Source organism: Pseudomonas sp. B21-012 (genome assembly GCF_024749305.1).
Lineage (GTDB): Bacteria > Pseudomonadota > Gammaproteobacteria > Pseudomonadales > Pseudomonadaceae > Aquipseudomonas.
The window spans coordinates 898,400-924,562 of the sequence record NZ_CP087197.1; the positions used below are offsets into that span (position 1 = coordinate 898,400).

Genomic DNA, 26,163 nt, shown 5'->3' on the forward strand with positions numbered 1-26,163 from the left:
AATGTCTGGTGAACTGCAAGGCACCTGTGCGTCTGCCAGGTCGATGGCCGGGGCTGGCCAACAGGCAGAAATGAGGTTAAGAAGTGGCATCGCTTCAGTGCCCCCACTATTTTCCGGTAACCCCATGCACGTTGCTCAACCCCAGCTAATCCGCGAAACATTCCCCGTCGGCCCGCTGCAGTGCAATTGCACGATCATCGGCGACCCGATCAGCAAAAAGGCCATCGTCGTCGACCCGGGCGGCAACCCCGAGCAGATCCTCGCCCGCCTTGATGCCCATGGCCTTAAGGTGGTGAGCATCATCCATACCCACGCGCACCTGGATCACTTCCTCGCCTCCGGGCAGTTGAAAGAGATGACCGGCGCCACCTTGCACCTGCACAAGGACGACCAGTTCCTCTGGGACAACCTGGAAATGCAGTGTCAGATGTTCGGCGTGCCCTACACCCCGGTTCCGCCGCCGGACCGCTGGCTGGCCGACGACGAAGAGCTGGCCTGCGGCTGTGGCGTGGCCTTGCACACGCCGGGGCACACACCGGGCTCGATGAGCTTCTGGTTCGCCGAGGCCAAGCTGTTGATTGCAGGCGATACGCTTTTTCGTCGTGGGATTGGTCGCACCGATTTGTGGGGTGGCGACCAGGCGACTATCGTTCGTTCCATCAAGCAGCGCCTGTACAGCCTGGATGAAGAGGCTACGGTGGTCACCGGCCATGGCCCGGACACCCGCCTGGGGGATGAGATGCGCCAGAACCCGTTTGTGCGCGCCTGAGATTCCAGGGAATTTTTCTGCTTTGCTGCAATCCAAGGCTGGCATAGATCCGAATCAGATCCGCTGCACTTTCGAATTACAGTAGGAGCTTGTCCATGTTCACCATGCGTCGTTTGATTATCGTCGCTACCGCTGCCGCGCTGATGTCCGGGTGCGCCAGCCCCAACCCGTATGACAGCCAGGGTCAGGCGCAGCAGGGTTCCACAGGGATGAGCAAAACCGCCAAGTACGGCGGGCTGGGCGCGCTGGCCGGTGCCATCGCGGGCGCCGCCATCGACCATAACAACCGCGGCAAGGGTGCGCTGATCGGCGCTGCCGCCGTCGGTGCTGCGGCAGCAGGTTATGGCTACTATGCCGACAAACAGGAAGCCGAGCTGCGTGCAAGCATGGCCAACACCGGTGTCGAGGTGCAGCGCCAGGGCGACCAGATCAAACTGATCATGCCGGGCAACATCACCTTCGCCACCGACTCGGCCAACATCGCGCCGAGCTTCTACTCGCCGCTGAACAACCTGGCAAACTCCTTCAAGCAGTTCAACCAGAACACCATTGAAGTGGTCGGCTACACCGACAGCACCGGCAGCCGCCAGCACAACATGGACCTGTCCCAGCGTCGTGCACAATCGGTGGTTACCTACCTGACTTCCCAGGGCGTCGATGGCAGCCGCGTCAGCGCCCGCGGCCTGGGCCCGGACCAGCCGATCGCCAGCAACGCCGACGCCAACGGCCGCGCGCAGAACCGTCGGGTAGAGGTCAACCTCAAGCCGATTCCCGGGCAGCAGTACCAGTAAGTCGCAAGATGTGAAGAAGGGGAGCCTGGCTCCCCTTTTTTGTGCCTGCGAATTTCTCAGCTTGGGCTTTTGGTGGTGACTTTCAGCACATCAGTAAAAACGATGACCACCGACTGGCCGACCTCGAGATTCTTCATGCGCTCCTGAAGTTCAGGGTCTTCGACTTTCACGACCCTTTGCGGGCCTTCAGGCGGCATCAGCGTGACTTCGTGGGTTTTCAGGTCGATCTTGGTGATCTTCGAGGTGACCTTGATCTGCCGGAATGCCTCACCACCCGGGTTGGGGTTGTCCTTGGTGGCACGGATGACGCCGGCGTCCTTGCTGATGCCCGGGGCCTTGCTAAGGTCAGTTTCCAGCACGGTAGCAACCGAGCGGTTGACGGTGATGTTGACCAGGTCGCCGACCTTGAGGTTATGCAGGTCCTTGGCCTGTTCGCTCAGCTGAATCGGCACCTCGGAGTTATTAGGGCCAGCCACTGTAACGATGCGCTTGTCATGGTCGATGGCAAGGACTTTGGTATCCACCATATCTTGGGTAGCGACAGCGTCGATCAGGATGTCTTCTGCCTGCACCGTGAAACTGGCTGCAGACAGAAGCGAAACGACAGCAACAGCATGGGCGAAGCGGCGCAGCGGTTTCATAGGCTTACGTTCCTTGTGATTGCTAGTGAAATCATCGTAGGAAGTGAGCATAGATGCTGTCTGGCAAATTACCCGTCGGCGTTTTGTCGCAGCCGCTCCAGCAAGGCGTCCTTGTCGCTCCACAGCTGGTTGATCCATTGCTGGAAAGCCAGGCGGTAGGTTTCATCCTGGTCGTAGTTCCTGCCCAGGAACTCGGCCGGAATCGCCAGCTCCTCGAAGTGCACGACAATGTGCCTGACCCGCCCGCACAACAAGTCCCAGAACCCTGGCGCACCGTTCGGATAATGAATGGTGACATTGACGATCGACTGCAATTGCTCGCCCATGGCATCAAGCACAAAGGCAATGCCGCCGGCCTTGGGCTTGAGCAGGTGCTTGAACGGTGACTGCTGCTGGCGATGCTTGGCTGCGGTGAAGCGCGTGCCTTCGGCGAAGTTGAAGATCGCCGTCGGCTTGCCGCGGAATTTGGCGCAGGTGCGGCGAGTGGTTTCCAGGTCTTTGCCGGCCTTTTCCGGGTGCTTGGCCAGGTACGCCTTGGAATAGCGCTTCATGAACGGGAAGCCCAGCGCCCACCAGGCCAGGCCAATCACCGGCACCCAGATCAGCACCTGCTTGAGGAAGAACTTCAGCGGGCGGATACGCCGATTGAGCACGTATTGCAGCACCAGGATATCGACCCAGCTCTGGTGGTTACTGGTGACCAGGTAGCTGTGCTGGTAATCCAGCCCGGCCAGGCCCTCGACCTGCCAGCGGGCCTTGCCCAGCAGGTTGATCCAGGCATTGTTGTTGCTGATCCAGGCCTCGTGAATGTGGCGCATCAGTTCATCGGTGAGGCGCTGCGCCGCGGCGAACGGCAGCAACAGCTTGAACAGGCTGACGATGAACAGCGGGGTGCAGCAGACGATGGTGTTGAGCCCCAGCAGCAGCGAGGCGATAACCCCGCGCAGTGGCGCGGGTAGCAATCCGAGCATGTTCAACTATCCAGTGAGCGGTTGGCCTGAATGGCGGTCAGGGCGATGGTGTAGACGATGTCGTCGACCTGGGCGCCGCGCGGCAGGTCGTTGACCGGCTTGCGCAGGCCTTGCAGCATCGGCCCCAGGCTGACGCAATCGGCGCTGCGCTGGACGGCCTTGTGGGTGGTGTTGCCGGTGTTCAGGTCGGGGAACACGAATACCGTGGCGCGGCCAGCCACCTGGCTGTTGGGCGCCAGTTGCCGGGCGATCTCCAGGTTGGCGGCGGCATCGTATTGCAACGGGCCATCGATCAGCAGGCCACGCTGGGTTTCCTGGGCCAGCAGGGTGGCTTCGCGGACCTTCTCGACCTCTTCGCCAGTGGCCGAATCACCGCTGGAGTAGCTGATCATCGCCACCCGCGGGGCAATGCCGAAGGCTGCGGCGGAGTCGGCGCTCTGCAGGGCGATTTCCGCCAGTTCATTGGCCGTCGGGTGCGGGTTCATCACGCAGTCGCCGTACACCAGCACCTGCTCGGGAAAGAGCATGAAGAACACCGATGACACCAGGCTGCAGCCGGGGGCGGTCTTGATCAGTTGCAGGGCCGGGCGGATGGTGTTGGCGGTGGAGTGCACCAGGCCCGAGACCAGGCCGTCGACCTCGTCCAGGGCGAGCATCATGGTGCCGATCACCACCGGGTCTTCCAGTTGTTGCTCGGCCATCGGTGCATTGAGGCTTTTGCTCTTGCGCAGGCTGACCATTGGCTCGACGTAGCGCTCGCGGATCAGGTCCGGGTCAAGAATCTCCAGGCCCTCGGGCAAGGTGATGCCCTGGGCGCGGGCCACGGCCTGGACGTCGTCGGGCTTGGCCAGCAACACGCAGCGGGCGATGCCGCGAGCCTGGCAGATGGCGGCGGCCTGCACGGTCATCGGTTCTGCGCCTTCGGGCAGAACGATACGTTTGTTGGCCTGCTGGGCGCGCTGGATCAACTGGTAGCGAAACACCGCTGGCGACAGGCGCAGTTCGCGCGGGGTGCCGCAGCGCTGGTGCAGCCAGTCGGCGTCCAGGTAGCTGGCGACGAAATCGGTGATCAGCTCGGCGCGCTCACGGTCATCCACCGGGATTTCCTTGTTCAGGCCGTTGAGCTGGTTGGCGGTGTCGTAGGAGCCGGTGCTCACCGAGAGGATCGGCAAGCCGGCCAGCAGCGCGCCCTGGCACAGTTCGAGGATGCGCGGGTCGGGCTTGCTGTCGCTGGTCAGCAGCAGGCCGGCCAGCGGCACGCCGTTGATCGCCGCCAGGCTCACGGCGAGGATGATGTCGTCGCGATCGCCCGGGGTCACCACCAGGGTGCCGGGCTTGAGCAGCGGCACGGTGTTGGCCACGGTTCGGGCACAGATGATGATCTTGTTCATGCGCCGGGTTTCGTAGTCGCCGGCGTTGAGCACCTGGGCACCGAGCAGCTCGGCGACGTCGCGGGTGCGCGGGTCGTTGAGGCCGGCCTGGAACGGGATGCAGCCGAGCAGGCGGAAGTCGCCGCCACGCAGCAGCGGCGAATGCTCGGTCAGGCGCGCGGCGAAGGCGTTCATGTCTTCGTCGGTGCGCACCTTGTTGAGGATCACCCCAAGCACTTTCGGGTCGCGCGGGCCGCCGAACAACTGGGCCTGCAGCTCGACGCGCCCGGACAGCTCGGTGAGCACTTCGTTTTCCGGCGCCGAGACCAGGATCACCTCGGCATCCAGGCTCTTGGCCAGGTGCAGGTTGACCCGCGCGGCGTAGCTGGCGTGGCGGGTCGGGACCATGCCTTCGACCACCACCACGTCCTTGCCGACGCAGGCCTGCTGGTACAGGGTGATGATCTCCTCGAGCAGTTCATCCAGCTGGCCATCGCCGAGCATGCGCTCGACATGGGCCAGGCTCAGCGGCTGGGGCGGCTTCAGGCCATGGGTGCGGGCAACCAGTTCGGTGGAGCGCTCCGGGCCGGTATCGCCCGGGTGCGGCTGGGCGATCGGCTTGAAGAAGCCGACCTTGAGGCCGGCGCGCTCCAGGGTGCGCACCAGGCCCAGGCTGATCGAAGTCAGGCCGACACCAAAGTCGGTCGGCGCGATAAAAAATGTCTGCATGCGAGCTTCTCAAAATGAGCTGTGCAAAGAATCAATTGCCAAGGGTAGCGCTATCGGCCCCCTGAGCGCACCAGCCACAGGCAAATGCCTGGCCGATGCGTTGCTGGCGTTGCTCGGGGTCGAGCACCCAGCTGCGTGATTGCCAGGGCGGCTGGTGGCGCAGGTGCTGGGTGTGTCCGCACGACAGCTCGACCACCCAGTGGCCGTCCTCGTCCTGATGGAAACCCAGCACCTGGCTGAAGTATCCGGCAACCCGTTTGTCCGGGTTGCGTTCGCTTTCAGGCGATGCCTTGGTTACACTTGTTCGTTCTACATTCTTATGCAAAAGGTCTCGCCCCATGCTGATCGCCGCCAACAAGGCTGTCTCCATCGACTATACCCTCACCAACGACGCTGGTGAGGTCATCGACAGCTCCGCCGGCGGCGCTCCGCTGGTCTACCTGCATGGCGCAGGCAACATCATCCCGGGCCTGGAAAAAGCCCTGGAAGGCAAAACCACCGGTGACGAGCTGGACGTTGCCGTCGAGCCGGAAGACGCCTACGGCGAATACCTGGCCGAGCTGGTCAGCACCCTGAACCGCAGCATGTTCGAAGGTGTCGACGAGCTGGAAGTGGGCATGCAGTTCCACGCTTCGGCGCCGGATGGCCAGATGCAGATCGTCACCATTCGCGACCTGGACGGCGATGACGTCACCGTTGATGGCAACCACCCACTGGCTGGCCAGCGCCTGAACTTCAAGGTCAAGGTCGTCGATGTTCGTGATGCCAGCGAAGAAGAAATCGCTCATCGCCACATCCATGGCGAAGGTGGCCATCACCACTGATTTTCTGCGCTAAGCTCAGAGAGTCGCGAAGGCGCCCGGGCAAGTCCGTCGCACTCCAGCAGGGGAAGACGGCTTGGCAGGGCGCCTTTTTAATGGGCTGGTTTTACTGATTGCAGCCCGCAGCGACAACCGGGATCTGGAAAGGGGAGTACGTCATGAGTGCATTTCACGACCTGAAGTTGCAGGCACTGGATGGCCAGGAGTTGCCTCTGGCGCCGTTCAAGGGCCAGGTGGTGCTGGTGGTCAATGTCGCCTCCAAGTGTGGCCTGACCCCTCAGTACGCGGCGCTGGAAAACCTCTATCAGCAGTACAAGGGCAAAGGCTTCAGCGTACTGGGCCTGCCGTGCAACCAGTTTGCCGGGCAGGAGCCGGGCACTGAAGAAGAAATCCAGAAGTTCTGCAGCCTGAACTACGGCGTGACCTTCCCGTTGGGCAGCAAGCTGGAGGTCAATGGCCATGACCGCCATCAGTTGTACCGCTTGCTGGCCGGTGAAGGCGCCGAGTTCCCTGGCGATATCACCTGGAACTTCGAGAAGTTTCTGGTTGGCAAGGACGGCCGGGTACTGGCGCGCTTCTCGCCGCGTACCGCGCCGGATGATCCGGCGGTGGTGCAGGCGATCGAGAAGGCCTTGGCCTGATCGGTTGATCGCGGGGCTAGCCCCGCGATGCTGTTTAATCACCCAGATCAATAGTACTGGGCCACCCGAACGGCTCACCCTATCCTCAGGCGCATTCCCTCTTCCCAGGAGCGCCGCATGTCCGCCACCGCACTGTTCACACCCTTCCAACTGGGCGCCCTCGAGCTGCCAAGCCGCGTGGTCATGGCCCCGATGACCCGCACCTTCTGCCCTGGCGGCGTACCCCACGCACAAGTGGTCGAGTACTACCGCCGCCGCGCCGCTGCCGGCGTTGGGCTGATCATCACCGAAGGCACCACCGTCGGTCACCAGGCTGCCAACGGCTACCCGAATGTGCCGCGCTTTTACGGCGACGACGCCCTGGCTGGCTGGAAGAATGTCGTCGATGCCGTGCACGCCGAAGGCGGGCGCATCGTGCCGCAGCTCTGGCACGTGGGCAGCGTGCGCCGCCTGGGCACCGAGCCGGATGCCAGCGTGCCGGGTTATGGCCCGAGCGAGAAGCTCAAGGATGGCCAGGTCGTGGTGCACGGCATGAGCAAGGCCGATATCCGCGAAGTGATCGAGGCGTTCGCCCAGGCCGCTCGCGATGCCCAGGCCATCGGCATGGATGGCGTCGAGATCCACGGTGCCCACGGCTACCTGATTGACCAGTTCTTCTGGGAGGCCAGCAACCAGCGCACGGATGAGTACGGCGGCGACCTGGCCGGCCGTTCGCGTTTCGCCATCGAACTGATCCAGGCGGTGCGGGCGGCGGTGGGCCCGGAATTCCCGATCATTTTCCGCTTTTCGCAGTGGAAGCAGCAGGACTACAGCGCCCGCCTGGTACAGAGCGCCGAGGCCCTCGGCGCCTTCCTGCAGCCATTGGTAGACGCCGGTGTGGATATCTTCCACTGCTCGACCCGGCGCTTCTGGGAGCCGGAGTTCGAAGGCTCGGACCTCAACCTGGCCGGCTGGACCCGCCAGCTCACCGGCAAGCCGACCATCACCGTCGGCAGCGTTGGCCTGGATGGCGAGTTCCTGCAGTTCATGGTGGCGACCGACAAGGTGGCGCAACCGGCCAGCCTAGAGAACCTGCTCAAGCGCCTGCACAACGACGAGTTCGACCTGGTGGCGGTGGGCCGGGCGCTGCTGGTCGACCCGGAGTGGGCCGCCAAGGTGCGCGATGGCCGCGAGCAAGACATCCTGCCGTTCAGCCGTGAGGCGTTGACGACCCTGGTTTGATCGCAAGTGTCGCCGGGCCTGGGCGCGCAACGCTGCCCTGGTCCTGGCGACAGGCTGCCAGCAGGTGCGCCTCGAACTGCTCGACAATCGCCGGCCAGCCCTGACGGCTGGCATGCTGGCGGGCATTGAGGCGCACCCGGCGCAGAGTTTCCGGCTCTTCCAGCAACCAGCAGGCGGCATCGATAAAGGCTGCTGCATCCCCCGGCATGGCCAGCGCACCGCTATGCCCGTGGCGAATGTGCTGGGCTGCCGCGGCTTGATCGTAGGCAACCACACCCAGGCCTGAGGCCAAGGCTTCTAGCACGACGTTGCCGAAGGTTTCGGTCAGGCTGGGAAACACAAAAATATCCCCTGATGCATAGTGTTCAGCCAGGCTTTCGCCACGCTGGGCACCGCAGAACACTGCGCCGGGCAGACGTTGTTCCAGCATGGCGCGTTGCGGCCCGTCACCGACCACGATCAATTTGATGCGCCGTTGCGGATACTGCTGTTGCAGGGCGTCCAGGCAAGGTTGCAGCAAACCTAGGTTCTTCTCGGCGGCCAGGCGTCCGACATGCAACAGGGCAATATCATCGGCGCCCACCCCCCATTGCTCACGCAGCGCCTGGCTGCGCCGCGCCGGGTTGAACAACTGGCTATCGACTCCCCGGGCCATCAGGCTGAGGTTGTCGAAGCCGCGCCGTTCCAGCTCCAGGCGCTGGCTTAGGCTGGGCACCAGGGTGCTGTGGGTGCGTCGATGGAACCAGCGCAGGTAGTGGGTCAGCAGGCGCGCCAGCAGGCCCAGGCCGTATTCGCTGGAGTACTGCTGGAAATTGGTGTGAAAACCGCTGACCACGGCGATCCCCAGGCGCCGCGCCGCGCGCAGGGCGCTCAGGCCCAGCGGGCCTTCGGTGGCGATGTACAGTACGTCCGGGCGTTGCCGGCGCCAGCGACGCAGCAGCTTGTGCATCGACACCTGGCCCCATTGCAAGCCCGGGTAGCCCGGCAACGGCCAGCCGCGGCACAGCAGCAGGTTGTCGTCGCTGGCCGAGGGCAGTTCGGCCGCTTGCCGCGGGCGCACCAACTCGACCCGATGGCCACGCGATCGCAAGCCATCGCTGAGGCGGCCAAGGGTGTTGGCCACGCCGTTGATCTCGGGTGGGAAGGTTTCGCTGATCAGGGTGACATGCAGGGGCGGTGTGCTCATGAAGCCAGTTTCGACCGTGCCGATTGCCGCTCTATGACCGCAAAATGACAGATCGATGACGCCTGATTACTGGCGATTTCAGGTGCGCAAATATTTCCCAGCAAGTGACTCAAGATTGCAGGTCCGCCAGCCGATGCAGAAGCATTCGAATGACTGATTTCGCTCCGGGAGAGCGTCATGTTCAACAGCAAACTCAAGCAAGAAATCCTCCGGCTGCGCGAAGAACTGCAATCAGTGGAGCAAGTAAAGTGCAGCCTCGACAGTGAGATGCTGGTGCTGCAGCTCGATCCGCAGGGGCGCATCGAATCGGTCAACAGCAATTTCGAAAAAGAGATGCTCTACAGCAGCCATCAACTGATTGGCCGCAACATCGAGGAAATCGTCCCGGCGCACGTCAAGCAACTCGACTTTTACCAGCGCATGAAGCACGCCATTGCCCGTAGCGAGCATCTCAATGGTGCTTTCCGCCTGCTGCGGGGCAATGGCGAAGAGGCCTGGCTGCGCTCGATCCTGCAGCCGGTGAAAAACAGCGAAGGGCGCATCAAGTATTTCACCCTGCACTCCAGCGACCTGACCCGCACCATCGAAACCTCCCGCGAGCACGAGAGCCTGATCAAGGCGCTGATGCGCTCCACGGCGGTGATTGAGTTCAACCTCAACGGTGAGGTGCTGGCCGCCAACGAGCGCTTCCTGCAGACCATGGGCTACAAGCTCGACCAGGTGGTGGGCAAGCATCACCGTCTGTTCTGCGAGCCGGAAGAGTACAACTCGGTGGGCTATCACGCGTTCTGGGACAAGCTGCGCCGTGGTGAATTCGTCGCCGAACGCTTCAAGCGCATTGATGCCCATGGCCGCGTGGTGTGGCTGGAGGCGTCTTACAACCCGATCATCGATGCCCACGACGTGCTCTACAAAGTGGTCAAGTTCGCCACCGTGATCACCGATCAGGTCAACCAGGAAACGGCCGTGGCCCAGGCCGCCGACATTGCCTACACCACCTCGCTGGAAACCGACGCCTGTGCGCGCAAGGCCACCGAAGTGGTGACCCAGACCGTTGACGTCATGCGCGGCCTGGAAACCTACATGCAGGAAGCGGCCGAAGGCATCGAAGCGCTGGACAAACAGTCGCAGGTGATCGGCTCGATCATCAAGACCATCAGCGACATTGCCGGCCAGACCAACCTGCTGGCCCTCAACGCCGCCATCGAGGCGGCGCGTGCCGGCGAGCAGGGCCGAGGCTTTGCCGTGGTCGCCGACGAGGTCCGGCAACTGGCCTCGCGCACCAGCACCGCCACCGAGGAAATCGCCCGGGTGGTGCAACAGAACGAACAACTGGCCAAGGCGGCGGTGGACATCATCGACAGCAGCAAGCGCCAGGCCGAGCAGGGCCTGTCACTGGCCGGGCAGACCGGCACGGTGATCGTCGAGATTCAGGACGGTGCGCAGAAGGTGGTCAATGCGGTCGGGCAGTTCTCCAACCAGCTGTCGAGCTGATGGACGTGCCGCGTAGCCGGGCGGCTACGCGCCGCTGCTTCAGGTACGCTCGCGCACCCAGAACAAGGTGGCGCCGGCTACGGCGGCCGGCATCATCAGGATGTTGAGGAACGGCACCAGCAGCACCAGGTACACCGAGCCACCAAAACCCAGGCTCTGCCAGCGCTTTTCGCGCAGCCAGGCGAGCATGTCCTGCCAGCTCATCTTGTGGTTGTCGGCCGGGTAGTCGATGTAATGAAAAAGCGTTATACATCGTCTGAAGGCCACGTAAACCACAGCCCTTTCCCAAGGGAGTGAACGGGAAATGTATCAGCTAAGTGGATGTCTTGAAAAGATCGCACGTAGGGCAGTGTTTAACTGTCGACGTCACTTACTGGCTCACCGGATGCAAGCCAAAGGAGTTCCGACCACTCACGCCCAGGTCGTCATGCGACATGCCTCTGGCACGATCACGTTTGACACATATGGTTTTGGGGTGCCGGTTGGGACAATCGCAGAGCTACTCAAAGACTTATTCAATGCTGGCTTCAGATGGTTTATGTGAGTTGAGGGGCTGACGAAGGCAGTGGAAGGCGGGGTAACTGCTATTGAGTTGGATGGTAGATATCAGAGGTGGCTGGTGGTGTTGCATCCACTCTGTAACTCCTTAATTATAAAAGACTTTTCTCGCTAAAAATCTCAAAGTGTGACAGCGTTTAGGTACACCTAAGTGGTGCTTCATGCTGGGCATACTTGTCGACTGTAATTCTCCGAGCCAGGCTCCAGCCCTTGCTGTCTTGGCACTAGTCGCGTCCGCCAGGTTACTCTAATGTTAGGGCTCCAATTCACTACAGGGCAGTAGCATGGACATTGCAGCACTCAACGGCGTGGTACAGGCGATCAACCTAACCAAACAACTCGCCAAGGCTGCGTTTGATGGGAAGGTGGATGCTGATGCTAAAACGAAGATCGGTGAAGTCCTTGAAAAACTGGGGGACGTGCAAGATGGGATGTTCAATCTGCGGGAAGACCTACACAGGCTCCAGCTAGAGCGAGACGACCTGAAGAAGAAGCTTGATGCTGCGGACTCGTGGCAGCAACGAGCAGCCGTATACAAACTTACGCAAACAGCTGGCGGTGCTGTTGTGTACATTTCGAGTGACGAAACGCCCCATTACGCATGCCCAAGCTGCTTCAACAAGAGGGAAATCCACCCGCTCCAAGACAACCGGACTGCCCGAGGCAAGTTCCGTTGCACTGGATGCACAGCAGAGTTCCCCATAAAGCCTCAAAGCGCGGCAGTCAACGTACAACCTGTAGCCCAGCATTGGAACGGCTGAGCTGACCGGCTGAGAATCCCTATCTCTCCGCCGCTATACGTGAAGCCCCGCAGATTAAGGTCTGCGGGGCTTTTTCGTTTCTGGATTGTACGTAGTGATTGTACGTAGCCATTGGTCTACCCGGACCTGCCCGAAGTCGTGCCGATGCTGGGATCGCTCACCCCAAGAATGACCGGCGTTGCGTGGGTGGCGGTCAGGTGTGTACTCGATTGTTTTTCTTTGCAGACCCGACGTAATAACATCTCGCAGTGCCCATCTGTAACCCTTCGCCGAGCGGCAATGCTGACAAGCCTTTCTCTTTCACGAACTTCATGAAATGCCTGCCATTGGTATCGTTCATCTGAATCATCTTATTTGTGAAGTTGTCGCCCTTGTCCCTGGCGTACACAAGTGACATGTTCGCAGGCAAGAAATGTTCTTGATAATAAGGCTTGGTTCTTGCGTTGATATCAATATGCTCACCCAGTTCGCTGTCAGTCACGATGCCAATTCGCTTACCTTTCAGATATGGCGTATTCAAATGCACAGTTGTTACTAGGTGCCAGCCAATTCGCTCGGCGTTACCTTCGTTCCCCGTGTCGAGAATGAGATACGCCGCCAAGTGTTCATATTTTATCTGATCTTTAATTTTTACGAGTGGCTCAGCTATGCAGCAGATAAGGCACGCGCTTACCTTGAGCCCGTCAATGCGCTCCTTGCTGGTATTTGTGTCAACTGCTATGACGTAGTCAAACTGGCGTTGCATTCTAGCTAGGAAGTCTCCATTCAGGTAATCGAATCCGTCAACAGGAATCGACGAGATTATTTTGTCCTTGCCATTATCGCGCGGGTGAGATACTTGGCTCCGAAGTGAAGCTGGATCAAGCTCCTTAATGCTCGGAGTGCCGGTGATAGGGTCGTAAGTTACAGTAAGCTCCGACACGAGTTCTGACGAATGTCCAACTATCCAATGATCCCTTGGAGTCTTGTTTTCCTGGTCGCGTTTGTTCCTTGACATCTCAACGATCCTTGGCTCAGCGATTATGAAATAGGTTGCATTGATCTACCCCTGTCGGGGTAAATTAAGCCGCATGAAAGCATATAGCCTAGTATCCACCTTTTGCCCTCGGGCTAGCTGCGAAGGCGTTCTATAGCTGATGATATGGCGCCAGCGTTCGTGTCGAGGGTTTGCAAAGCAACCATCGAATTGTCGGCGACGTTCACCGATCCACGCTGGCGAATCCAGGTGTTCAGTTCCTCAAAAGCGGTTCTCATGGCTGTCTGATTCATCATCAGCAACTCTAGGGCGTCAGCGGCCTTGTCGTCTATTTCAATGACTCTCTTTACTGGCATTGATGCACGGCCCTGGGAGCTTACAGCAGGATACCTCTAGCTGGCACGGCGCTGAACCCGTCGCAGCAACTAGCCAGAAGGCAGCACCAGCACCAGCCATGAAACGTGTAGACTGGCGCCACAGTCCCTGAGTTAAGTTAAACTTAACTCAAAAATCAACAAGGAAGAATAGATTCATTCTATGAACGCAGATGAATACAGAAAAGCAATGGATGACGATAAAGGATACCAGTCAAAGCGTAGAGCCCTGGTGTTTATCTCCCTATTGCTACTGGCGCTGGTCGCAAGTGGAGCCCAGATCAAGGAGGCAAACACCTTCATATTTAAAATTGAATTTGCTAACCATGAAGGGCTGAAATATCTACTTGTTGCGGCAGTAATTGCTTGCATGCTCAGGTACTACTCCTACTCAGAAAAGTATAATAATCACTTATTCTCGATATGGTCTGGGAGACTTTTAAATGACTACACCGTCTACCATATTGATTACGATGGGCCGCCAACAACTTCTGGACTGGCTGGGCGTAGAGCCGATATTTACGTTGGTGACAAATACGACACAGATAACCCCATATACAGAAGAAATGGGATTCTTAAAAGAAGCATCGGCTTTAAGACTGGCGGGTACGATGAGAATCATGGGGAAATATATTACACAGAGTACTTTGATTTAAATGAATACAGCGACCGCTGGCGCAGGCGGGATTTCTTCAAGCTACTCCTGGCGGAATTTAAATATCGAGCCCAAGCTTGGTTCAAACATCGTGAAACTCTTGACCTCGCATTCCCCTATCTATTAGCAGCCAGCTCTCTACTGGCATTCGCAATTAACTTTGCTTTGCACTCATCGTTAGACGAAAAACCTATAAGATTCGATGAAGTCCGAGTAGAGGTTGCTGGGACGCAGCACGGGTAAGTCCTCGGCTATGCGTCCGTTGACTCATTCCTCTGGTGGGAGTGTAGTGGTCAACTAATCCCGGACACTGCGTTAACTTTTTCCTCGGCCACAGCGGGCGCCAGCCCGCTGTTAAATTGATGTGGCCGTTGCCAGTTGTAGCGCTGCATCAAAAAACGGCCGATATCCTGCTGTGCTAACGAAGCGCTCATGTAGCCCACGGTCGGTATCCATTCCGTTTTCAGGCTGCGAAACAACCGTTCCATCGGTGCATTGTCGTGGCAGTTTCCACGTCGACTCATGCTCTGTTTGAAGCGATAGCGCCACAGTCGCTGACGGAAGCCTCGGCTGCCGTACTGGCTTCCTTGGTCGCTGTGAAACAGAACGTTCTGAGGCCGACCACGCTGCTCATAGGCCATATCCAAAGCCTTGATCACCAGGTCAGCGTCAGGCTTCGATGAAAACGCCCAGCCCACCACGCGACGGGCGTACAGATCGATCACAGCCGCCAAATAGTGCCAGCGACCTTGAGCCCAGACACACGTGATGTCACCGCACCAGACCTCATTCGGCGCCGACACGGTGAACTCTCGATCCAACACGTTCGGGATATCCGGCCGCTCCACCGTCGCCTTTTTATAGGCATGTGAGCCAGGTTGCTTGCTGATCAATTTCATTTCGTTCATCAGCTTGCGCACCTTGAATCGCCCAATCTCTATGCCGTCCGCGCGCATCATGAGCATGATGCTTCGGCTGCCCGCCGCGCTGCGGCTTTGAGTGAACAGCTCGTTCACTCGGCTGCGTAAAACCAATCGCTCAACGTCCGGAGATCGGCGCTTGCGGCAGTGCGCGTAATAGCAAGATCGGGTGACTTCAAATACCGAGCACAACAGATCAACAGGCTCTTCAGCGCGGAGTTGATCAATTAACGCGAACGCTCGTGTTCCTCGGCCATCAAGAGCGCGGTGGCCTTTTTTAAGATCGATTTTTCCCGTTCCAGCCGATTGATTCGAGCTTCCAGCTCTTGGATTTTTTGCTGTTCGGGCGTCAGCGCTTTACTGGTCGGAGTTACACCATTTCGCTCTTCCTGAAGCTGGTTAACCCATCGACGCAGGGCCGACTCCACCAGCCCAAGTGAACGGGCGGCATCGATATGGCTGTAGCCCTGGTCGAGCACCAGGCTGGCAGCTTCGCGCTTGAATTCTGGGGTAAAGGTACGACGTTGCTTGGTCATCAGACACCTCTCTATGGCGAGCATTTTCGCCTAAATGGGTGTCCGGAATCATTAGACCACTACAGTCGACCTTTGGCTGTCCGAAGCTGTTGAAACTCAGAATGACTGAACAGAGTGACCAGTTCGCTCCAACTGTATCCCCGGTTATCGTCCAAGCGGCGCTTCGCTTTGCCTGATCCCAAACGTTTGTGAATGCGTGATGCGGTTACAGGATTTATTTCAATCAGGCCGGAGTCCACAGAGAACGCCATCACTGATGACAGCCTTGCCAATAGCAGGCGGGTGGATGAGGTTGCCAGCGGCTTAACCTTATCATCAGAGGGCTGGATCAGGTTGGCTGCGAAAGTATGGATATCCGAAGGCTGGATCGCCGCAATAGGTTGGTCGCCCATGTCCGTAATGAACCGGTTAACAGCACGGCTGTAGTCGACAGCATGGCGACGAGAAACGTACTCCGACCGGCCCGACATAGAGATGGACTGGACGTAGCGAGCGAGTGCTTCTGACAGCTTCACCGAGCCTTCTATGCGTGATGGCAGGGAATGGGTAGGTAGGGGCTTCGCTGGCGCACTCAGTTTATGGTGCTCAATGTAGTGACCCTGGCGGGCATCATTGAACAGTTGTTCCGACTCTACATATGCAATGGCAAACGCTGCCTTCGCTTGCTGGTGGTGGCGGGTATTCAGAGAGCGACGAATCTCGGTCTTGCCGATGATGTGCCTGAGGTCATCCGGCACCCTACGTCGGAGGTAATAAATGCCCGAGTCGGGGTGCCTGAATGGTTGAGCTATCAGTGCCATATGTACCAGCCTTGTGTATCAGTTGGCTGGGAAAGGGCACTGCTTACGTAGTTAACGTACGGTCTGGGTGGACTGCTTTGCGACGACGGATTCGCCGCGCTCGCGGACCCAGAACAGCGTGGCGCCAGCCACTGCCGCCGGCATCATCAGGATGTTGAGGAACGGCACCAGCAACACCAGGTACACCGAGCCGCCAAAGCCCAGGCTCTGCCAGCGCTTTTCGCGCAGCCAGGCGAGCATGTCCTGCCAGCTCATCTTGTGGTTGTCGGCCGGGTAGTCGATGTACTGGATGGCCATCATCCAGATCCCGAACAGCAGCCACAGCGGCGCGGCGATGATGTTCACCACCGGGATCAGCGAGAGGATGAACAGGCCGATCGCCCGTGGCAGGAAGTAGCCGAGTTTGCGCGCCTCGCGGCCCAGGGTACGGGGCACCATGGCGGTGAGTTCGGCCCAGCTGAAGGCCGGAAAGTCATCGGTGCCGCGCACCACCACTTCGACCTTTTCCGCCAGGAAACCATTGAACGGTGCGGCAATGATGTTGGCCAGCATGGTGAAGGTGAAGAACACCATCAGCCCCACCAGCACCACGAACAGCGGCCACAGCACGTAGTTGAGAAAGCTCAGCCAGCTCGGCAGGCTGGGCATCAGCGAGTCGACCCAGAGGCTGAACTGGTGGCCGGCCAGGTAGATCAGGCCGACGAACAGCAGCAGGTTGACTGCCAGCGGCAGCAACACGAACAGGCGCAGGCTCGGGCTCAGGACCAGTTTCAGCCCTTCACGCAGGTACTGTGGGCCAGAGAGGACAGGGGCTTGCATATAAGGAAAGGCTCCGGGTAAAGGCAAACGCGCTGACCTTACCGAGTTTGCGCGACGGGCGAAAGCGCGGCGCAGAGCGAGAAACGGGCTGTAACAAAACCTCGGCAGCATCTTCGGCCAGGGCTCATAGATAAACCGCGCGCGCCTTTGCTGATGAATAGAGCCGGCCTATAAGGTGGATTGTCTAAGGATATTTCCTTAATCTCTGCCACCTCGCTAAAGTGCGCACATCTTTTCAACGCCTTCGAATTCTGACTTTCAAGGAGTTTCCATGAGCATTCTGGTCAACAAGCAAGCCCCTGATTTCGATGCGGCGGCAGTGTTGGGCGACGGTTCGATCGTCGACAGCTTCAAGCTTTCTTCCCTGCGCGGCAAGTACGTCGTGCTGTTCTTCTGGCCGCTGGACTTCACCTTTGTCTGCCCGTCGGAAATCATTGCTCACAACAACCGCATGGACAAGTTCCGCGAGCTGGGTGTGGAAGTGGTCGGTGTTTCCATCGACTCGCAGTTCACCCACCACGCCTGGCGCAGCACGCCGGTGGAGAAGGGCGGTATCGGCGCGGTCGAGTTCACCATGGTCGCCGACGTCAAGCACGAGATCACCCGTGCCTACGGTATCGAGCACGATGACGGCGTGGCCCTGCGTGCCTCGTTCCTGATCGACCAGCAAGGCGTTGTCCAGCACCAGGTGGTCAACAACCTGCCGCTGGGCCGTGAAGTCGACGAGATGATCCGCCTGGTCGAAGCCCTGCAGTTCACCGAACAGCACGGTGAGGTCTGCCCGGCCGGCTGGCGCAAGGGCCAGAAAGGCATGAAGGCCGACGCCAAGGGCGTTGCCGACTACCTGGCCGAGAACGCTGCCAGCCTGTAAGGCTGTGGCTTAACGCTTTTCAGGACCTGCGACCCAAAGCCTTCCCCAAGTGCTTCGCAGGTTCTTTTTTATTCCAGCCGGCGATCCCGGCAAAACGATGCTGGCCAGCAAGTGCCAGCTCGAAAGGAGTCTGACATGTCTGAAGTACGCCATTCGCGAGTGATCATCCTCGGTTCCGGCCCTGCCGGTTACAGCGCCGCCGTCTATGCCGCGCGCGCCAACCTCAAGCCGCTGCTGATCACCGGCATGCAAGCTGGTGGCCAGCTGACCACCACCACCGAAGTCGACAACTGGCCGGGCGACGCCCACGGCCTGACCGGCCCGGCGCTGATGCAACGCATGCAGGAACACGCCGAGCGTTTCGAAACCGAAGTGGTGTTCGACCACATCAACGCCGTTGACCTGGCCAGCAAGCCGTACACCCTCAAGGGCGACAGCGCCACCTACACCTGTGACGCGCTGATCATCGCCACCGGCGCCAGCGCTCGCTACCTGGGCCTGCCATCGGAAGAAGCGTTCATGGGCAAAGGCGTTTCCGCCTGCGCGACCTGCGACGGTTTCTTCTACCGCAACAAGCCGGTCGCCGTGGTCGGTGGTGGCAACACCGCCGTCGAGGAAGCCCTGTACCTGGCCAACATCGCCAGCAAGGTCACCCTGGTTCACCGCCGCGAGACCTTCCGTGCCGAGAAGATCCTCATCGACAAGCTCAACGCCCGCGTGGCCGAAGGCAAGATCGAGCTGAAACTCAATGCCACCCTGGACGAAGTGCTGGGCGACGACATGGGCGTCACCGGTGCGCGCCTGAAGAACAACGACGGCAGCTTCGACGAAATCAAGGTCGACGGCGTGTTCATCGCCATTGGTCACACCCCGAACACCTCGCTGTTCGAAGGCCAATTGACCTTGAAAGACGGCTACCTGGTAGTCAACGGCGGCCGTGACGGCAACGCCACCGCGACCAACGTTGAAGGTGTGTTCGCTGCCGGTGACGTGGCTGACCACGTGTACCGCCAGGCCATCACCTCGGCCGGTGCCGGTTGCATGGCCGCGCTGGATGTCGAGCGTTACCTGGATGGGCTGCAGAACGCAGCGCTCTGACAGGTTTGATGGTGAACAAAAAACCGGCCTGATGGCCGGTTTTTTTGTCTCTGCATTCTGCCTCAGAGGCTCAGGCGCATGGACAGGTCCACCGCTTTTACATCCTTGGTCATCGCCCCGATGGAGATGTAGTCGACACCTGTTTCGGCGATTACCCGCAAGGTGCTTTCCGTCACCCCGCCGCTGGCTTCCAGCTTGGCCTTGCCGGCATTCAGGCGCACCGCTTCGCGCATGTCGTCCAGGCTCAGTTCATCGAGCATGATGATGTCGGCGCCCGCTTCCAGCGCTTCTTTGAGCTCATCCAGGCTTTCGACCTCGATTTCTACCGGCTTGCCCGGGGCAATGCGGTGCGCGGCGCTGATCGCCTGGGCGATGCCACCGCTGGCGGCGATGTGGTTTTCCTTGATCAGGAAGGCGTCGTAGAGGCCGATGCGGTGGTTATGGCAGCCGCCGCAGGTGACCGCGTACTTTTGCGCCAGGCGCAGGCCGGGCAGGGTCTTGCGGGTGTCGAGCAGTTTGACCTGGGTGTCGGCGACCTTGTCGGCGAGGAACTGCGCGTGGCTGGCAACGCCCGAAAGCATCTGCAGGAAGTTCAGCGCCGAGCGCTCGCCACTGAGCAAGGATCGGGCCGGGCCTTCAAGGTGGAACAGTACCTGGTTGGCGCTGGCGCGCTCGCCATCCTTGACCTGCCAGTGCACCGCAACCCGTGGGTCGAGCTGGCGGAACACCGCGTCGACCCAGGCCGTGCCGGCAATCACGCAGTCATCGCGGGTAATGATGGTGGCCTTGGCCAGGCGCTCGGCCGGGATCAACTGGGCGGTGATGTCGCCACTGCCGATGTCTTCAAGCAACGCACGGCGCACGTTGGCTTCGATTTCGGCGGTCAGGTCGGCGAGGCGTAAATTCGGCATGGCGGGCTCCACAAGCTAAGTGCTGGCGATTATAGGGCAGGGCAGCCCGCGCTTGCAGCAAACACTGTAGTGGCGGCCAAAGCTTGACCTTTGGTCAGGCCAACTGAGCTTTTTGTCCATGCACCGGTCTATCAGCAGCGGCATGTGCGCACTGGCGAGCAGGAGGTTTTTACTCGATAATGCGCCTTGTATTTGGCGTCATAGCTTTGACGACCGCTAAAAAGCTCAAAATCGAACCTGCAAGGAGACCAGGATGCACAACGACGGGAAGGTGGTGCCGATCAAGGCCATCACCGATCAGGCGCACACAGCGCCCCTCGCTCGTCTGCCGGTGGTGCTTCTGCAGGTACGTGACAAGGCCGCGCTGCAACTGCGCCAGGGCCTGCAGGCGTTGTTCGACAACGCCGACGACACCCTGTTCGAGATGGCCGACAAGGCCGCGAGCAACGTTGAACAGAACATCCTTTTCGAAGCCATGCGCGACCTGCGCCTCAAGCGCAAGAACATCGAGCGCGGTTACCTCGACCATTTCTATGAAGCGTTCGTGCAGATCGGCCAGCCCGATGCCCTGCCGGCCCTGCACAGCCATGGCTACGACCGCCTGGCGCTGGTGGCCAATGACGAGCTGGAACGTACCGTGGCCCTGGATGCCATGGTCGCGCGGGTGCTGGCCCGCGACGGAATCGCCCTCAACCAGTTGACCTTGCGCTTCAGCGCCCTGGTCGGCCAGGCCCTGGACGATCCGCGCAACCCGCTGGGCCCGGCGATGCTGTGCGATTATTTTTTGCGCGCCGGGCGCAGCCTGGGCGTGGGCATCAAGGTCAAGCTGATCATCCTCAAATTGTTTGAGCGCTATGTGCTGCACGATGCCGACCAGTTGTACGGCGAGGCCAACCAGTTGCTGATTGCCACCGGCGTGTTGCCCGAACTCAAGGCCGTGCCGCGACGCCGCGCCCAGGACCGCCCGCCGGCTGAGCGCGAGGCTGCGGCCAGCACAACCGACCAGCAATCGCCCAGTGATCCGCTGGATGCCAACGGCCAGGCGGTATTTGCCTCGTTGCAGGCGCTGCTGTCGCCGGTGCGCGGGCGAGTTGCCCCGCGCCTGGAGGCCTGTGAGCAGGTCCAGGCGATCAGCACCCGTGACCTGTTGCGCCTGCTTTCGCACCTGCAGCATTACGTGCCGCCGACAGCGCAGACCGATGACTTCGACCTGCACCAGCAGCTTGAACAGTTGCTGACCCGGGTCAGCGTAAAGAGCGGCACCTACCGCAAGATCGAGGTGGTCGACGAAGATGTCATCAACCTGATCGCCATGCTCTTCGAGTTCATCCTCGCCGATCGCAACCTGCCGCGTTCACTGCGCGCCCTGATCGGCCGCATGCAAATCCCGATGCTCAAGGTCGCGGTCCTCGACAAGAGTTTTTTCAGCCGCAGCAGCCATCCGGCCCGGCGCCTGCTCAACGAAATCGCCACGGCGGCCATGGGCTGGGGCGCCAGCGATGATTGCCAGCGCGACAGCCTGTACCTGCGGGTAGAAAAAATCATCCAGCGCCTGCTCAGCGACTTTGTCGACGATCCGGCGATATTTTCCGAACTACTCGCCGAATTTCTCGCCTTCAGCAGTGATGAGCGACGTCGCAATGAGCTGCTCGAACAACGCACCCGCGACGCCGAAGAAGGCCGCGCACGTACTGCCCTGGCCCGTCAGCGGGTGCAGCAGGAGCTCAACCGGCGCCTGCTTGGCCGCTCGCTGCCGCGGGTGGTGGTGCGCTTGCTTGAAGAGGCCTGGAGCCAGGTGCTGTTGCTGGCCTGCCTCAAGCATGGCGACACCTCCAGCCAGTGGCTCGAAGCCCTGGAGACCATGGATGAGCTGATCTGGAGCGTGCAACCGCACACTGAAGACGCAGCGCGCCTGCGCCTGCTGGAGCTGGTGCCGGGCCTGCTCAAGGCCTTGCGCGATGGCCTGGCCAGCGCCGCGTTCGATCCGTTTGCCACCAGCGAGTTCTTTGCCCAGCTTGAAATTCTCCATGTGCAGATGTTCGATACGCCGGTGGTCGGTGGGCGGGTGGTGCCCAACGACGTCAGCGAGCGGGTGCTGGTGCTTGATGAAATCGTCCTGCGCGCGCCTGAGGCCGGCGAGCCGCAAGCAGCCCAGGTACGCCTGGCCGATGACGACCCGGCATTGCTGCAGGTCGAGCGCCTGCGCATCGGTGCCTGGGTCGAGCTGCTCGATGAAGACGAGGTGCAGCGCTGCAAGCTGATTGCCCAGATCGACAGCACCGACCGTTTCATCTTCGTCAACCGCACCGGCCTCAAGGTCCGCGAATGGTCGCGCATGGCCCTGGCCGTGGCCTTGCGCCGCGGGCATGTGCGCCAGCTGGACGACACCCTGCTGTTCGACCGGGCCCTGGACTCTGTGCTCAGCCAGTTACGCCAGGCGCAGGCACGCTAGTTTCCTGCGCGTTTTAACGATGCATCCCGCGTCACCACGGGGCATACTGAGCCAGTGCCCCCGTGTCTCAGGATTTTCTATGCAACTGGACCGCGCTACTGGCTGGTTCGCCGGCGTTTGCCACTGTCCCTCGCCCAACTGCAATGCCCGCGCCGAGGGCGAAGTCATCTCCCTGCTGGTTATCCACAACATCAGCTTGCCGCCAGCGCAGTTCGGTACCGGCAAGGTCCAGGAATTTTTCCAGAACCGCCTGGATGCCAGCGAACACCCGTATTTCGAAGGTATCCAGCACCTGCGCGTGTCGGCGCACTTTCTCATCGAACGTGACGGCAAGGTCACTCAGTTTGTCTCTTGTCTGGACCGCGCCTGGCATGCCGGGGTGTCCTGTTTCGACGGGCGTGAGGCATGCAACGACTTTTCCATCGGTATCGAGCTTGAAGGCACTGATGAACAGCCTTTCACCGATGCCCAGTATCAGGCGCTACAAACATTGACCCGGCAGATCCAGGCTGCCTGGCCAGCCATTGGCACTGAACGGATTCAGGGCCACAGCGACATTGCCCCGGGACGCAAGACCGACCCTGGTGATGCATTTGACTGGCCGCGCTACCGCGCCGGCCTCAAGGACAAGGAGGAACACCCATGAGTTTTCTGGTGCTGTTGCTGGTGCTGTGGTTCGAGAAGTTCTCGGCCCTGCGCCAGCGCCTGCAACGCGACGGTTTTTTCGTCACCGAGCTTGCGCGCCTGGAGCGTGACGGCAGACGCCACCCCTGGTGGGTGTTGGGCATCCTGGTGTTGCTGCCGGTGGGCCTGCTGGCCTTGCTGCTGCACGTGCTGGAGCCGGTGGCCTACGGTTTGCTGGCCTTGCCGGTGCACTTGCTGGTGCTGATCTACAGCCTCGGTCGTGGCGACATCAAGGCCGCGCAAGGACCGTTTCGCGATGCCTGGCGCCGTGGTGACGAGCAAGCGGCGGTGCATGTCGCCGAGCGCGACCTGGGCCTTACCGCCGACGATGCCCAGGCACTGCTGGAGCGGGTGCAGGGCAACCTGTTGTGGCAGGCCTACCAGAGCTTTTTCGCGGTGATTTTCTGGTACTTCCTGCTCGGCCCGGCGGCTGCCCTGGCCTATCGGCTATTGGCGCTGACCGCCGAACATGGGCGCACCCCTGCGTTGCGCGAGCATGCCTTGCAACTGCGCCACGCCTTTGACTGGGCGCCGGTGCGCGTGCTGGGCGTGAGTTTTGCCCTGGTTGGCAACTTCGTCGCGGTCAGCCGGGTGATGCTGCACGAACTGCTCAACTGGCACATCAGTGCTGCCGGCTTGATCAGCACAGTTGGCCGTGTAGCCGGTGATTTGCCGGCCAGCACGTCGGCAGGCCCCGATGGTCTGCTCGGGCTGGATAACCTGTGGGAGTTGCTGCTGCGCTCGGCAGTGCTCTGGTACGCCTGTTTCGCCCTGTGGACCGTGCTTGGCTAAGAGTCGTGTCGGAGCGGCCGTTGGTCGCTCCGCAGCCGGTTAACCTTAAGTTACAAACCCCCGATCCGATATGCGCTATACAGGTGCTGCTGAATACACTCAGTGGCCTTGTGCCACTGTGCGCAGAACAATAAGAATCGGAGGGCGCCACCTGTGAACAGCCTGTTGTATCCGGCCATCGCGTTGATGAACCGACTGAGCTTCGGGATGAAGTTCAGCCTGATCAGTATCCTGTTTTTCCTGCCCATGCTGGTGACCAACTACTACCTGGTCCGCGATTCCTATGCGCAGTTCCACGCCACCCGCACCGAGCTGCAGAGCCTGGAGTTGCTGGCCAGCAGCCTGGCCCTGCGCGGCGAGGTGGAAGCCCTCGGCAACCTGGTGCAGATCAATGCCGTGCTCGGCCAATCGGGCAAGGCTGCGGATCTCGAGACGCAGATAGCCGGCGTCGAGCAACAGGTGCAGCGGCGCCTGTCCGCCTTGGCGGCAATGAGCGGCGATGAAGCACAGGTCAAGGCTTTTGATGACAAGCGCAGCGAGATGCTCGAGACCCTCAAGGCGGCCCAGGGCGAGTCTTCGCTGTCCAGCAAGGTGGCGTTTTTCGACAAGCTGCTGGGCCAGGCCCAGGTGCTCAGCAAAGTGGTTGCCAGCCAGGCCGGGCTCAGCCAGGACAGTGACTCGGCGATTCGCCAGCTCAGTGAACTGATGACCACGGTCACTGCGCAGGTGACCCAGACCCTCGGCGAGGGACGGGCGATCGGCTCGTATTCGCTGGGCCAGGGCTTTGTCAATTCGGCGTCCAGCGCACGCTTCGATGACCTGCTGCAGAAGCTGGAAAAACTCGGCGCCGACTACGCCATCCGCCTGGATGAAGCGCTGGCTACCGAACCCGGCGCGCAAGCGCGGCTGGGCAGCCTGGCCAGCAGCAGCCAGGCGTCGCTCAAGCAGGCCAGTGAACTGATCGAGGAGCAGGTCGTGGTCGCCGACACCCTCGACGCGCCCTGGCCGGGGTTCTACAAGCAGTTCAGCGGTTTGATGGCCCAGACCTACACGCTCAACAGCGCCGTTGGCGAGTTCCTCGGCCACCAGCTCGAGCAACGCCTGGCGGAACACCGCTCGCACATGATCCTGCAGGTCTGCGCGCTGGCCGCGGTGTTCCTGCTGATTGTCTACCTCTACAGCGGCTTCTACGCCTCGACCCGCAACACCCTCAAAAGCCTCGGCGCGGTGATGGACAAAGTCGCTGCCGGTGACATGACGGTGAACTTCCAGGCCAGCAGCCGCGATGAACTGGGTGAGTTGGGCCAGGTATTCAACGGCACCGTGCGGCGCATTCATGACCTGATCGAACAGGTCGGCCAAACCGTCGCCGAGGTCGAGCGCCAGGCCGAGCAGGTGCACGCGGTGTCGGCGCGCAGCAACCAGGCGGTCAGCGGCCAGCGTGGGCAGATCGAACAGGTGGCCACGGCCATGAACCAGATGTCGGCCACCGCCCAGGAGGTAGCGCGCAGCGCCGCGGCGGCAGTCAACAGCGCCCACGGCGTCAACCGCGAAACTGTCAGCGGCCGCGGCCTGGTGCAAACTCAGCAGGGCAATATCGCCCGCCTGGCCGGCGAAATCGACCAGTCGGTGGCGGTGATCAACCAGCTGGCCAGCGACAGCAAGGCCATCAGCCGGGTGCTGGAGGTGATCAAGAGCATCGCCGAGCAGACCAACCTGCTGGCCCTCAACGCTGCTATCGAAGCGGCCCGGGCGGGCGAGCAGGGCCGTGGCTTTGCCGTGGTCGCCGATGAAGTGCGGACCCTGGCCAAGCGCACCCAGCACTCCACCGAGGAGATCGAGCAGATGATCTCGCGCCTGCAAGGCGGGGTAGGGGCTGCTGTCAAGGCCATGGACAGCAGCCATCAGATGGCCTCGGGCACCGTCGGCGAGTCGCAACAGGTGCAGCAGGCGCTGGAGAACATCCTTGGCGCCATCGGCAGTATCGTCGACCAGAACCAGCAGATCGCCGCCGCAGTGGAGCAGCAGACGGCGGTGGCCCATGACATCGACCAGAACATCGTCGAGATCAACCGGGCGGCGGAAAACACCACCCAGGGCGCGCACCAGACCGAGGATGCCAGCCGCCAGCTGTCGACCCAGGTGCTGGAACTCAAGCGTCTGATCGGTGCGTTCCGGGTCTGAGATCAGCGGTTGCTGAAGTTTTCCGCGCTGTGACAAAGTAGCGCCCTGCAGGATTCCAGGGAGCCGGATGTGTCGGCAACGCTGCGGGTGTAGTCTCACCCTCACAGCAAACGGAACCTCGAGTCCACGCGATTCGGC

At 60.7% G+C, this 26,163-nt stretch carries 23 protein-coding genes and 4 pseudogenes; 16 read left to right on the forward strand and 11 right to left on the reverse strand.

Annotated elements, in window-relative coordinates:
* Window positions 1-124 precede the first annotated feature (124 nt).
* The gene (locus LOY37_RS03995) at window positions 125-769 is read left to right on the forward strand and encodes an MBL fold metallo-hydrolase (RefSeq protein ID WP_093387972.1); all 645 of its coding nucleotides are present in this window, start codon (window positions 125-127) and stop codon (window positions 767-769) included.
* 95 nt (window positions 770-864) lie between these two features.
* A complete protein-coding gene (locus LOY37_RS04000; protein ID WP_045196051.1) occupies window positions 865-1,560 on the forward strand; it encodes an OmpA family protein in 696 nt (231 codons plus the stop codon).
* 56 nt (window positions 1,561-1,616) lie between these two features.
* Here LOY37_RS04000 and LOY37_RS04005 read toward each other — a convergent pair whose 3' ends face one another.
* The 4 genes from LOY37_RS04005 to LOY37_RS04020 all read right to left on the reverse strand — a co-directional run bounded on the left by LOY37_RS04005 (window position 1,617) and on the right by LOY37_RS04020 (window position 5,641).
* Window positions 1,617-2,201 carry a hypothetical protein gene (locus tag LOY37_RS04005; protein WP_258717171.1) on the reverse strand — a complete coding sequence of 195 codons (585 nt, stop codon included), beginning with the start codon at window positions 2,199-2,201 and terminating at the stop codon, window positions 1,617-1,619.
* Between the two features lie 68 nt (window positions 2,202-2,269).
* Window positions 2,270-3,172 (reverse strand): acyltransferase, encoded by a 903-nt coding sequence (locus tag LOY37_RS04010; protein ID WP_045196055.1) that lies wholly within the window; start codon window positions 3,170-3,172, stop codon window positions 2,270-2,272.
* A 2-nt stretch (window positions 3,173-3,174) separates the two neighbouring features.
* Window positions 3,175-5,271 carry a phosphate acetyltransferase gene (gene pta / locus LOY37_RS04015; RefSeq protein ID WP_045196057.1) on the reverse strand — a complete coding sequence of 699 codons (2,097 nt, stop codon included), beginning with the start codon at window positions 5,269-5,271 and terminating at the stop codon, window positions 3,175-3,177.
* 31 nt (window positions 5,272-5,302) lie between these two features.
* Window positions 5,303-5,641, reverse strand: a complete 339-nt coding sequence (locus LOY37_RS04020) for a DUF3565 domain-containing protein (RefSeq protein ID WP_082075423.1) — start codon at window positions 5,639-5,641, stop codon at window positions 5,303-5,305.
* On the opposite strand from LOY37_RS04020, the gene LOY37_RS04025 reads away from it, so the two are divergent.
* From LOY37_RS04025 to LOY37_RS04035, 3 genes are all read left to right on the forward strand, one after another.
* A complete protein-coding gene (locus LOY37_RS04025) occupies window positions 5,610-6,095 on the forward strand; it encodes a peptidylprolyl isomerase (protein WP_045196060.1) in 486 nt (161 codons plus the stop codon). The two genes, LOY37_RS04020 and LOY37_RS04025, sit on opposite strands and share 32 nt — an antisense overlap.
* 155 nt (window positions 6,096-6,250) lie before the next feature.
* Window positions 6,251-6,733, forward strand: a complete 483-nt coding sequence (locus tag LOY37_RS04030; protein ID WP_045196062.1) for a glutathione peroxidase — start codon at window positions 6,251-6,253, stop codon at window positions 6,731-6,733.
* Between the two features lie 117 nt (window positions 6,734-6,850).
* Window positions 6,851-7,954, forward strand: a complete 1,104-nt coding sequence (locus LOY37_RS04035; RefSeq protein WP_258716340.1) for an NADH:flavin oxidoreductase — start codon at window positions 6,851-6,853, stop codon at window positions 7,952-7,954.
* On the opposite strand, the gene LOY37_RS04040 is transcribed toward LOY37_RS04035, so the two are convergent.
* Window positions 7,923-9,140, reverse strand: a complete 1,218-nt coding sequence (locus tag LOY37_RS04040) for a glycosyltransferase family 1 protein (RefSeq protein WP_258716341.1) — start codon at window positions 9,138-9,140, stop codon at window positions 7,923-7,925. The two genes, LOY37_RS04035 and LOY37_RS04040, sit on opposite strands and share 32 nt — an antisense overlap.
* Window positions 9,141-9,407: 267 nt before the next feature.
* On the opposite strand from LOY37_RS04040, the pseudogene LOY37_RS27500 reads away from it, so the two are divergent.
* Window positions 9,408-10,043: pseudogene (locus LOY37_RS27500) on the forward strand (PAS domain-containing protein); the annotation flags it as partial.
* Between the two features lie 231 nt (window positions 10,044-10,274).
* Window positions 10,275-10,634 (forward strand): annotated as a pseudogene (locus tag LOY37_RS27505) (methyl-accepting chemotaxis protein); the annotation flags it as partial.
* Window positions 10,635-10,673: 39 nt separating this feature from the next.
* Here LOY37_RS27505 and LOY37_RS04050 read toward each other — a convergent pair.
* A pseudogene (locus LOY37_RS04050) lies at window positions 10,674-10,871 on the reverse strand (EI24 domain-containing protein); the annotation flags it as partial.
* A gap of 605 nt (window positions 10,872-11,476) precedes the next feature.
* Between LOY37_RS04050 and LOY37_RS04055 the strand changes: the two are divergent.
* Entirely contained in the window at window positions 11,477-11,953 is a 477-nt protein-coding gene (locus LOY37_RS04055) for a hypothetical protein (protein WP_258716342.1), read from the forward strand.
* Between the two features lie 193 nt (window positions 11,954-12,146).
* On the opposite strand, the gene LOY37_RS04060 is transcribed toward LOY37_RS04055, so the two are convergent.
* Window positions 12,147-12,950, reverse strand: coding sequence for a hypothetical protein (locus tag LOY37_RS04060; protein WP_258716343.1), 804 nt, complete (start codon window positions 12,948-12,950; stop codon window positions 12,147-12,149).
* A 516-nt stretch (window positions 12,951-13,466) separates the two neighbouring features.
* Here LOY37_RS04060 and LOY37_RS04070 point away from each other — a divergent pair.
* Window positions 13,467-14,201, forward strand: coding sequence for a hypothetical protein (locus LOY37_RS04070; protein WP_258716345.1), 735 nt, complete (start codon window positions 13,467-13,469; stop codon window positions 14,199-14,201).
* 50 nt (window positions 14,202-14,251) lie between these two features.
* Here the strand turns inward: LOY37_RS04070 and LOY37_RS04075 are convergent.
* The 3 genes from LOY37_RS04075 to cysZ form a co-directional block, all read right to left on the reverse strand.
* A protein-coding gene (locus LOY37_RS04075) for an IS3 family transposase (protein ID WP_258716346.1) occupies window positions 14,252-15,414 on the reverse strand; the annotation gives its coding sequence in 2 pieces (ribosomal slippage) (window positions 14,252-15,162 and window positions 15,162-15,414; 1,164 coding nt in all).
* A gap of 59 nt (window positions 15,415-15,473) precedes the next feature.
* Window positions 15,474-16,214 carry a DUF6538 domain-containing protein gene (locus tag LOY37_RS04080; RefSeq protein WP_258716347.1) on the reverse strand — a complete coding sequence of 247 codons (741 nt, stop codon included), beginning with the start codon at window positions 16,212-16,214 and terminating at the stop codon, window positions 15,474-15,476.
* A gap of 51 nt (window positions 16,215-16,265) precedes the next feature.
* Window positions 16,266-17,033 carry a sulfate transporter CysZ gene (gene cysZ, locus LOY37_RS04085; RefSeq protein ID WP_258716348.1) on the reverse strand — a complete coding sequence of 256 codons (768 nt, stop codon included), beginning with the start codon at window positions 17,031-17,033 and terminating at the stop codon, window positions 16,266-16,268.
* A gap of 271 nt (window positions 17,034-17,304) precedes the next feature.
* Here cysZ and LOY37_RS04090 point away from each other — a divergent pair, with 271 nt between their 5' ends.
* Together LOY37_RS04090 and trxB are read left to right on the forward strand one after the other, a co-directional pair.
* Window positions 17,305-17,904: a peroxiredoxin gene (locus tag LOY37_RS04090; RefSeq protein ID WP_038993853.1), complete on the forward strand. Its 600-nt coding sequence runs from the start codon at window positions 17,305-17,307 to the stop codon at window positions 17,902-17,904.
* A gap of 135 nt (window positions 17,905-18,039) precedes the next feature.
* Window positions 18,040-19,002: a thioredoxin-disulfide reductase gene (gene trxB, locus LOY37_RS04095; protein WP_045196073.1), complete on the forward strand. Its 963-nt coding sequence runs from the start codon at window positions 18,040-18,042 to the stop codon at window positions 19,000-19,002.
* Window positions 19,003-19,064: 62 nt separating this feature from the next.
* On the opposite strand, the gene nadC is transcribed toward trxB, so the two are convergent.
* Window positions 19,065-19,913, reverse strand: a complete 849-nt coding sequence (gene nadC / locus LOY37_RS04100; protein ID WP_258716349.1) for a carboxylating nicotinate-nucleotide diphosphorylase — start codon at window positions 19,911-19,913, stop codon at window positions 19,065-19,067.
* 253 nt (window positions 19,914-20,166) lie between these two features.
* On the opposite strand from nadC, the gene LOY37_RS04105 reads away from it, so the two are divergent.
* From LOY37_RS04105 to LOY37_RS27515, 5 genes and pseudogenes are all read left to right on the forward strand, one after another.
* Window positions 20,167-22,365 carry a DUF1631 domain-containing protein gene (locus tag LOY37_RS04105; protein WP_258716350.1) on the forward strand — a complete coding sequence of 733 codons (2,199 nt, stop codon included), beginning with the start codon at window positions 20,167-20,169 and terminating at the stop codon, window positions 22,363-22,365.
* A 79-nt stretch (window positions 22,366-22,444) separates the two neighbouring features.
* Window positions 22,445-23,011 (forward strand): 1,6-anhydro-N-acetylmuramyl-L-alanine amidase AmpD, encoded by a 567-nt coding sequence (gene ampD / locus LOY37_RS04110; RefSeq protein ID WP_258716351.1) that lies wholly within the window; start codon window positions 22,445-22,447, stop codon window positions 23,009-23,011.
* Complete coding sequence (gene ampE, locus LOY37_RS04115; protein WP_045196081.1) at window positions 23,008-23,841, forward strand: regulatory signaling modulator protein AmpE; 834 nt, start codon at window positions 23,008-23,010, stop codon at window positions 23,839-23,841. The genes ampD and ampE overlap by 4 nt, the downstream gene beginning before the upstream one ends.
* 1,122 nt (window positions 23,842-24,963) lie before the next feature.
* Window positions 24,964-25,170, forward strand: a pseudogene (locus tag LOY37_RS27510) (HAMP domain-containing protein); the annotation flags it as partial.
* A gap of 150 nt (window positions 25,171-25,320) precedes the next feature.
* Window positions 25,321-26,025: a methyl-accepting chemotaxis protein gene (locus tag LOY37_RS27515; RefSeq protein WP_408980721.1), complete on the forward strand. Its 705-nt coding sequence runs from the start codon at window positions 25,321-25,323 to the stop codon at window positions 26,023-26,025.
* Window positions 26,026-26,163: the final 138 nt, after the last annotated feature.

Bases quoted from the DNA above. Each gene is read 5' to 3' on its own strand.
- pta (WP_045196057.1), bottom strand. From the start codon at position 5,271: ATGCAGACATTTTTTATCGCGCCGACCGACTTTGGTGTCGGCCTGACT.
- nadC (WP_258716349.1), bottom strand. From the start codon at position 19,913: ATGCCGAATTTACGCCTCGCCGACCTGACCGCCGAAATCGAAGCCAAC.
- LOY37_RS04055 (WP_258716342.1), top strand. From the start codon at position 11,477: ATGGACATTGCAGCACTCAACGGCGTGGTACAGGCGATCAACCTAACC.
- LOY37_RS04010 (WP_045196055.1), bottom strand. From the start codon at position 3,172: ATGCTCGGATTGCTACCCGCGCCACTGCGCGGGGTTATCGCCTCGCTG.
- LOY37_RS04030 (WP_045196062.1), top strand. From the start codon at position 6,251: ATGAGTGCATTTCACGACCTGAAGTTGCAGGCACTGGATGGCCAGGAG.
- ampD (WP_258716351.1), top strand. From the start codon at position 22,445: ATGCAACTGGACCGCGCTACTGGCTGGTTCGCCGGCGTTTGCCACTGT.
- LOY37_RS04070 (WP_258716345.1), top strand. From the start codon at position 13,467: ATGAACGCAGATGAATACAGAAAAGCAATGGATGACGATAAAGGATAC.
- LOY37_RS04060 (WP_258716343.1), bottom strand. From the start codon at position 12,950: ATGTCAAGGAACAAACGCGACCAGGAAAACAAGACTCCAAGGGATCAT.
- LOY37_RS04035 (WP_258716340.1), top strand. From the start codon at position 6,851: ATGTCCGCCACCGCACTGTTCACACCCTTCCAACTGGGCGCCCTCGAG.
- LOY37_RS04040 (WP_258716341.1), bottom strand. From the start codon at position 9,140: ATGAGCACACCGCCCCTGCATGTCACCCTGATCAGCGAAACCTTCCCA.
- LOY37_RS27515 (WP_408980721.1), top strand. From the start codon at position 25,321: ATGTCGGCCACCGCCCAGGAGGTAGCGCGCAGCGCCGCGGCGGCAGTC.
- LOY37_RS04025 (WP_045196060.1), top strand. From the start codon at position 5,610: ATGCTGATCGCCGCCAACAAGGCTGTCTCCATCGACTATACCCTCACC.
- ampE (WP_045196081.1), top strand. From the start codon at position 23,008: ATGAGTTTTCTGGTGCTGTTGCTGGTGCTGTGGTTCGAGAAGTTCTCG.
- LOY37_RS03995 (WP_093387972.1), top strand. From the start codon at position 125: ATGCACGTTGCTCAACCCCAGCTAATCCGCGAAACATTCCCCGTCGGC.
- cysZ (WP_258716348.1), bottom strand. From the start codon at position 17,033: ATGCAAGCCCCTGTCCTCTCTGGCCCACAGTACCTGCGTGAAGGGCTG.
- LOY37_RS04000 (WP_045196051.1), top strand. From the start codon at position 865: ATGTTCACCATGCGTCGTTTGATTATCGTCGCTACCGCTGCCGCGCTG.
- LOY37_RS04005 (WP_258717171.1), bottom strand. From the start codon at position 2,201: ATGAAACCGCTGCGCCGCTTCGCCCATGCTGTTGCTGTCGTTTCGCTT.
- trxB (WP_045196073.1), top strand. From the start codon at position 18,040: ATGTCTGAAGTACGCCATTCGCGAGTGATCATCCTCGGTTCCGGCCCT.
- LOY37_RS04090 (WP_038993853.1), top strand. From the start codon at position 17,305: ATGAGCATTCTGGTCAACAAGCAAGCCCCTGATTTCGATGCGGCGGCA.
- LOY37_RS04080 (WP_258716347.1), bottom strand. From the start codon at position 16,214: ATGGCACTGATAGCTCAACCATTCAGGCACCCCGACTCGGGCATTTAT.
- LOY37_RS04020 (WP_082075423.1), bottom strand. From the start codon at position 5,641: ATGGAGACAGCCTTGTTGGCGGCGATCAGCATGGGGCGAGACCTTTTG.
- LOY37_RS04105 (WP_258716350.1), top strand. From the start codon at position 20,167: ATGCACAACGACGGGAAGGTGGTGCCGATCAAGGCCATCACCGATCAG.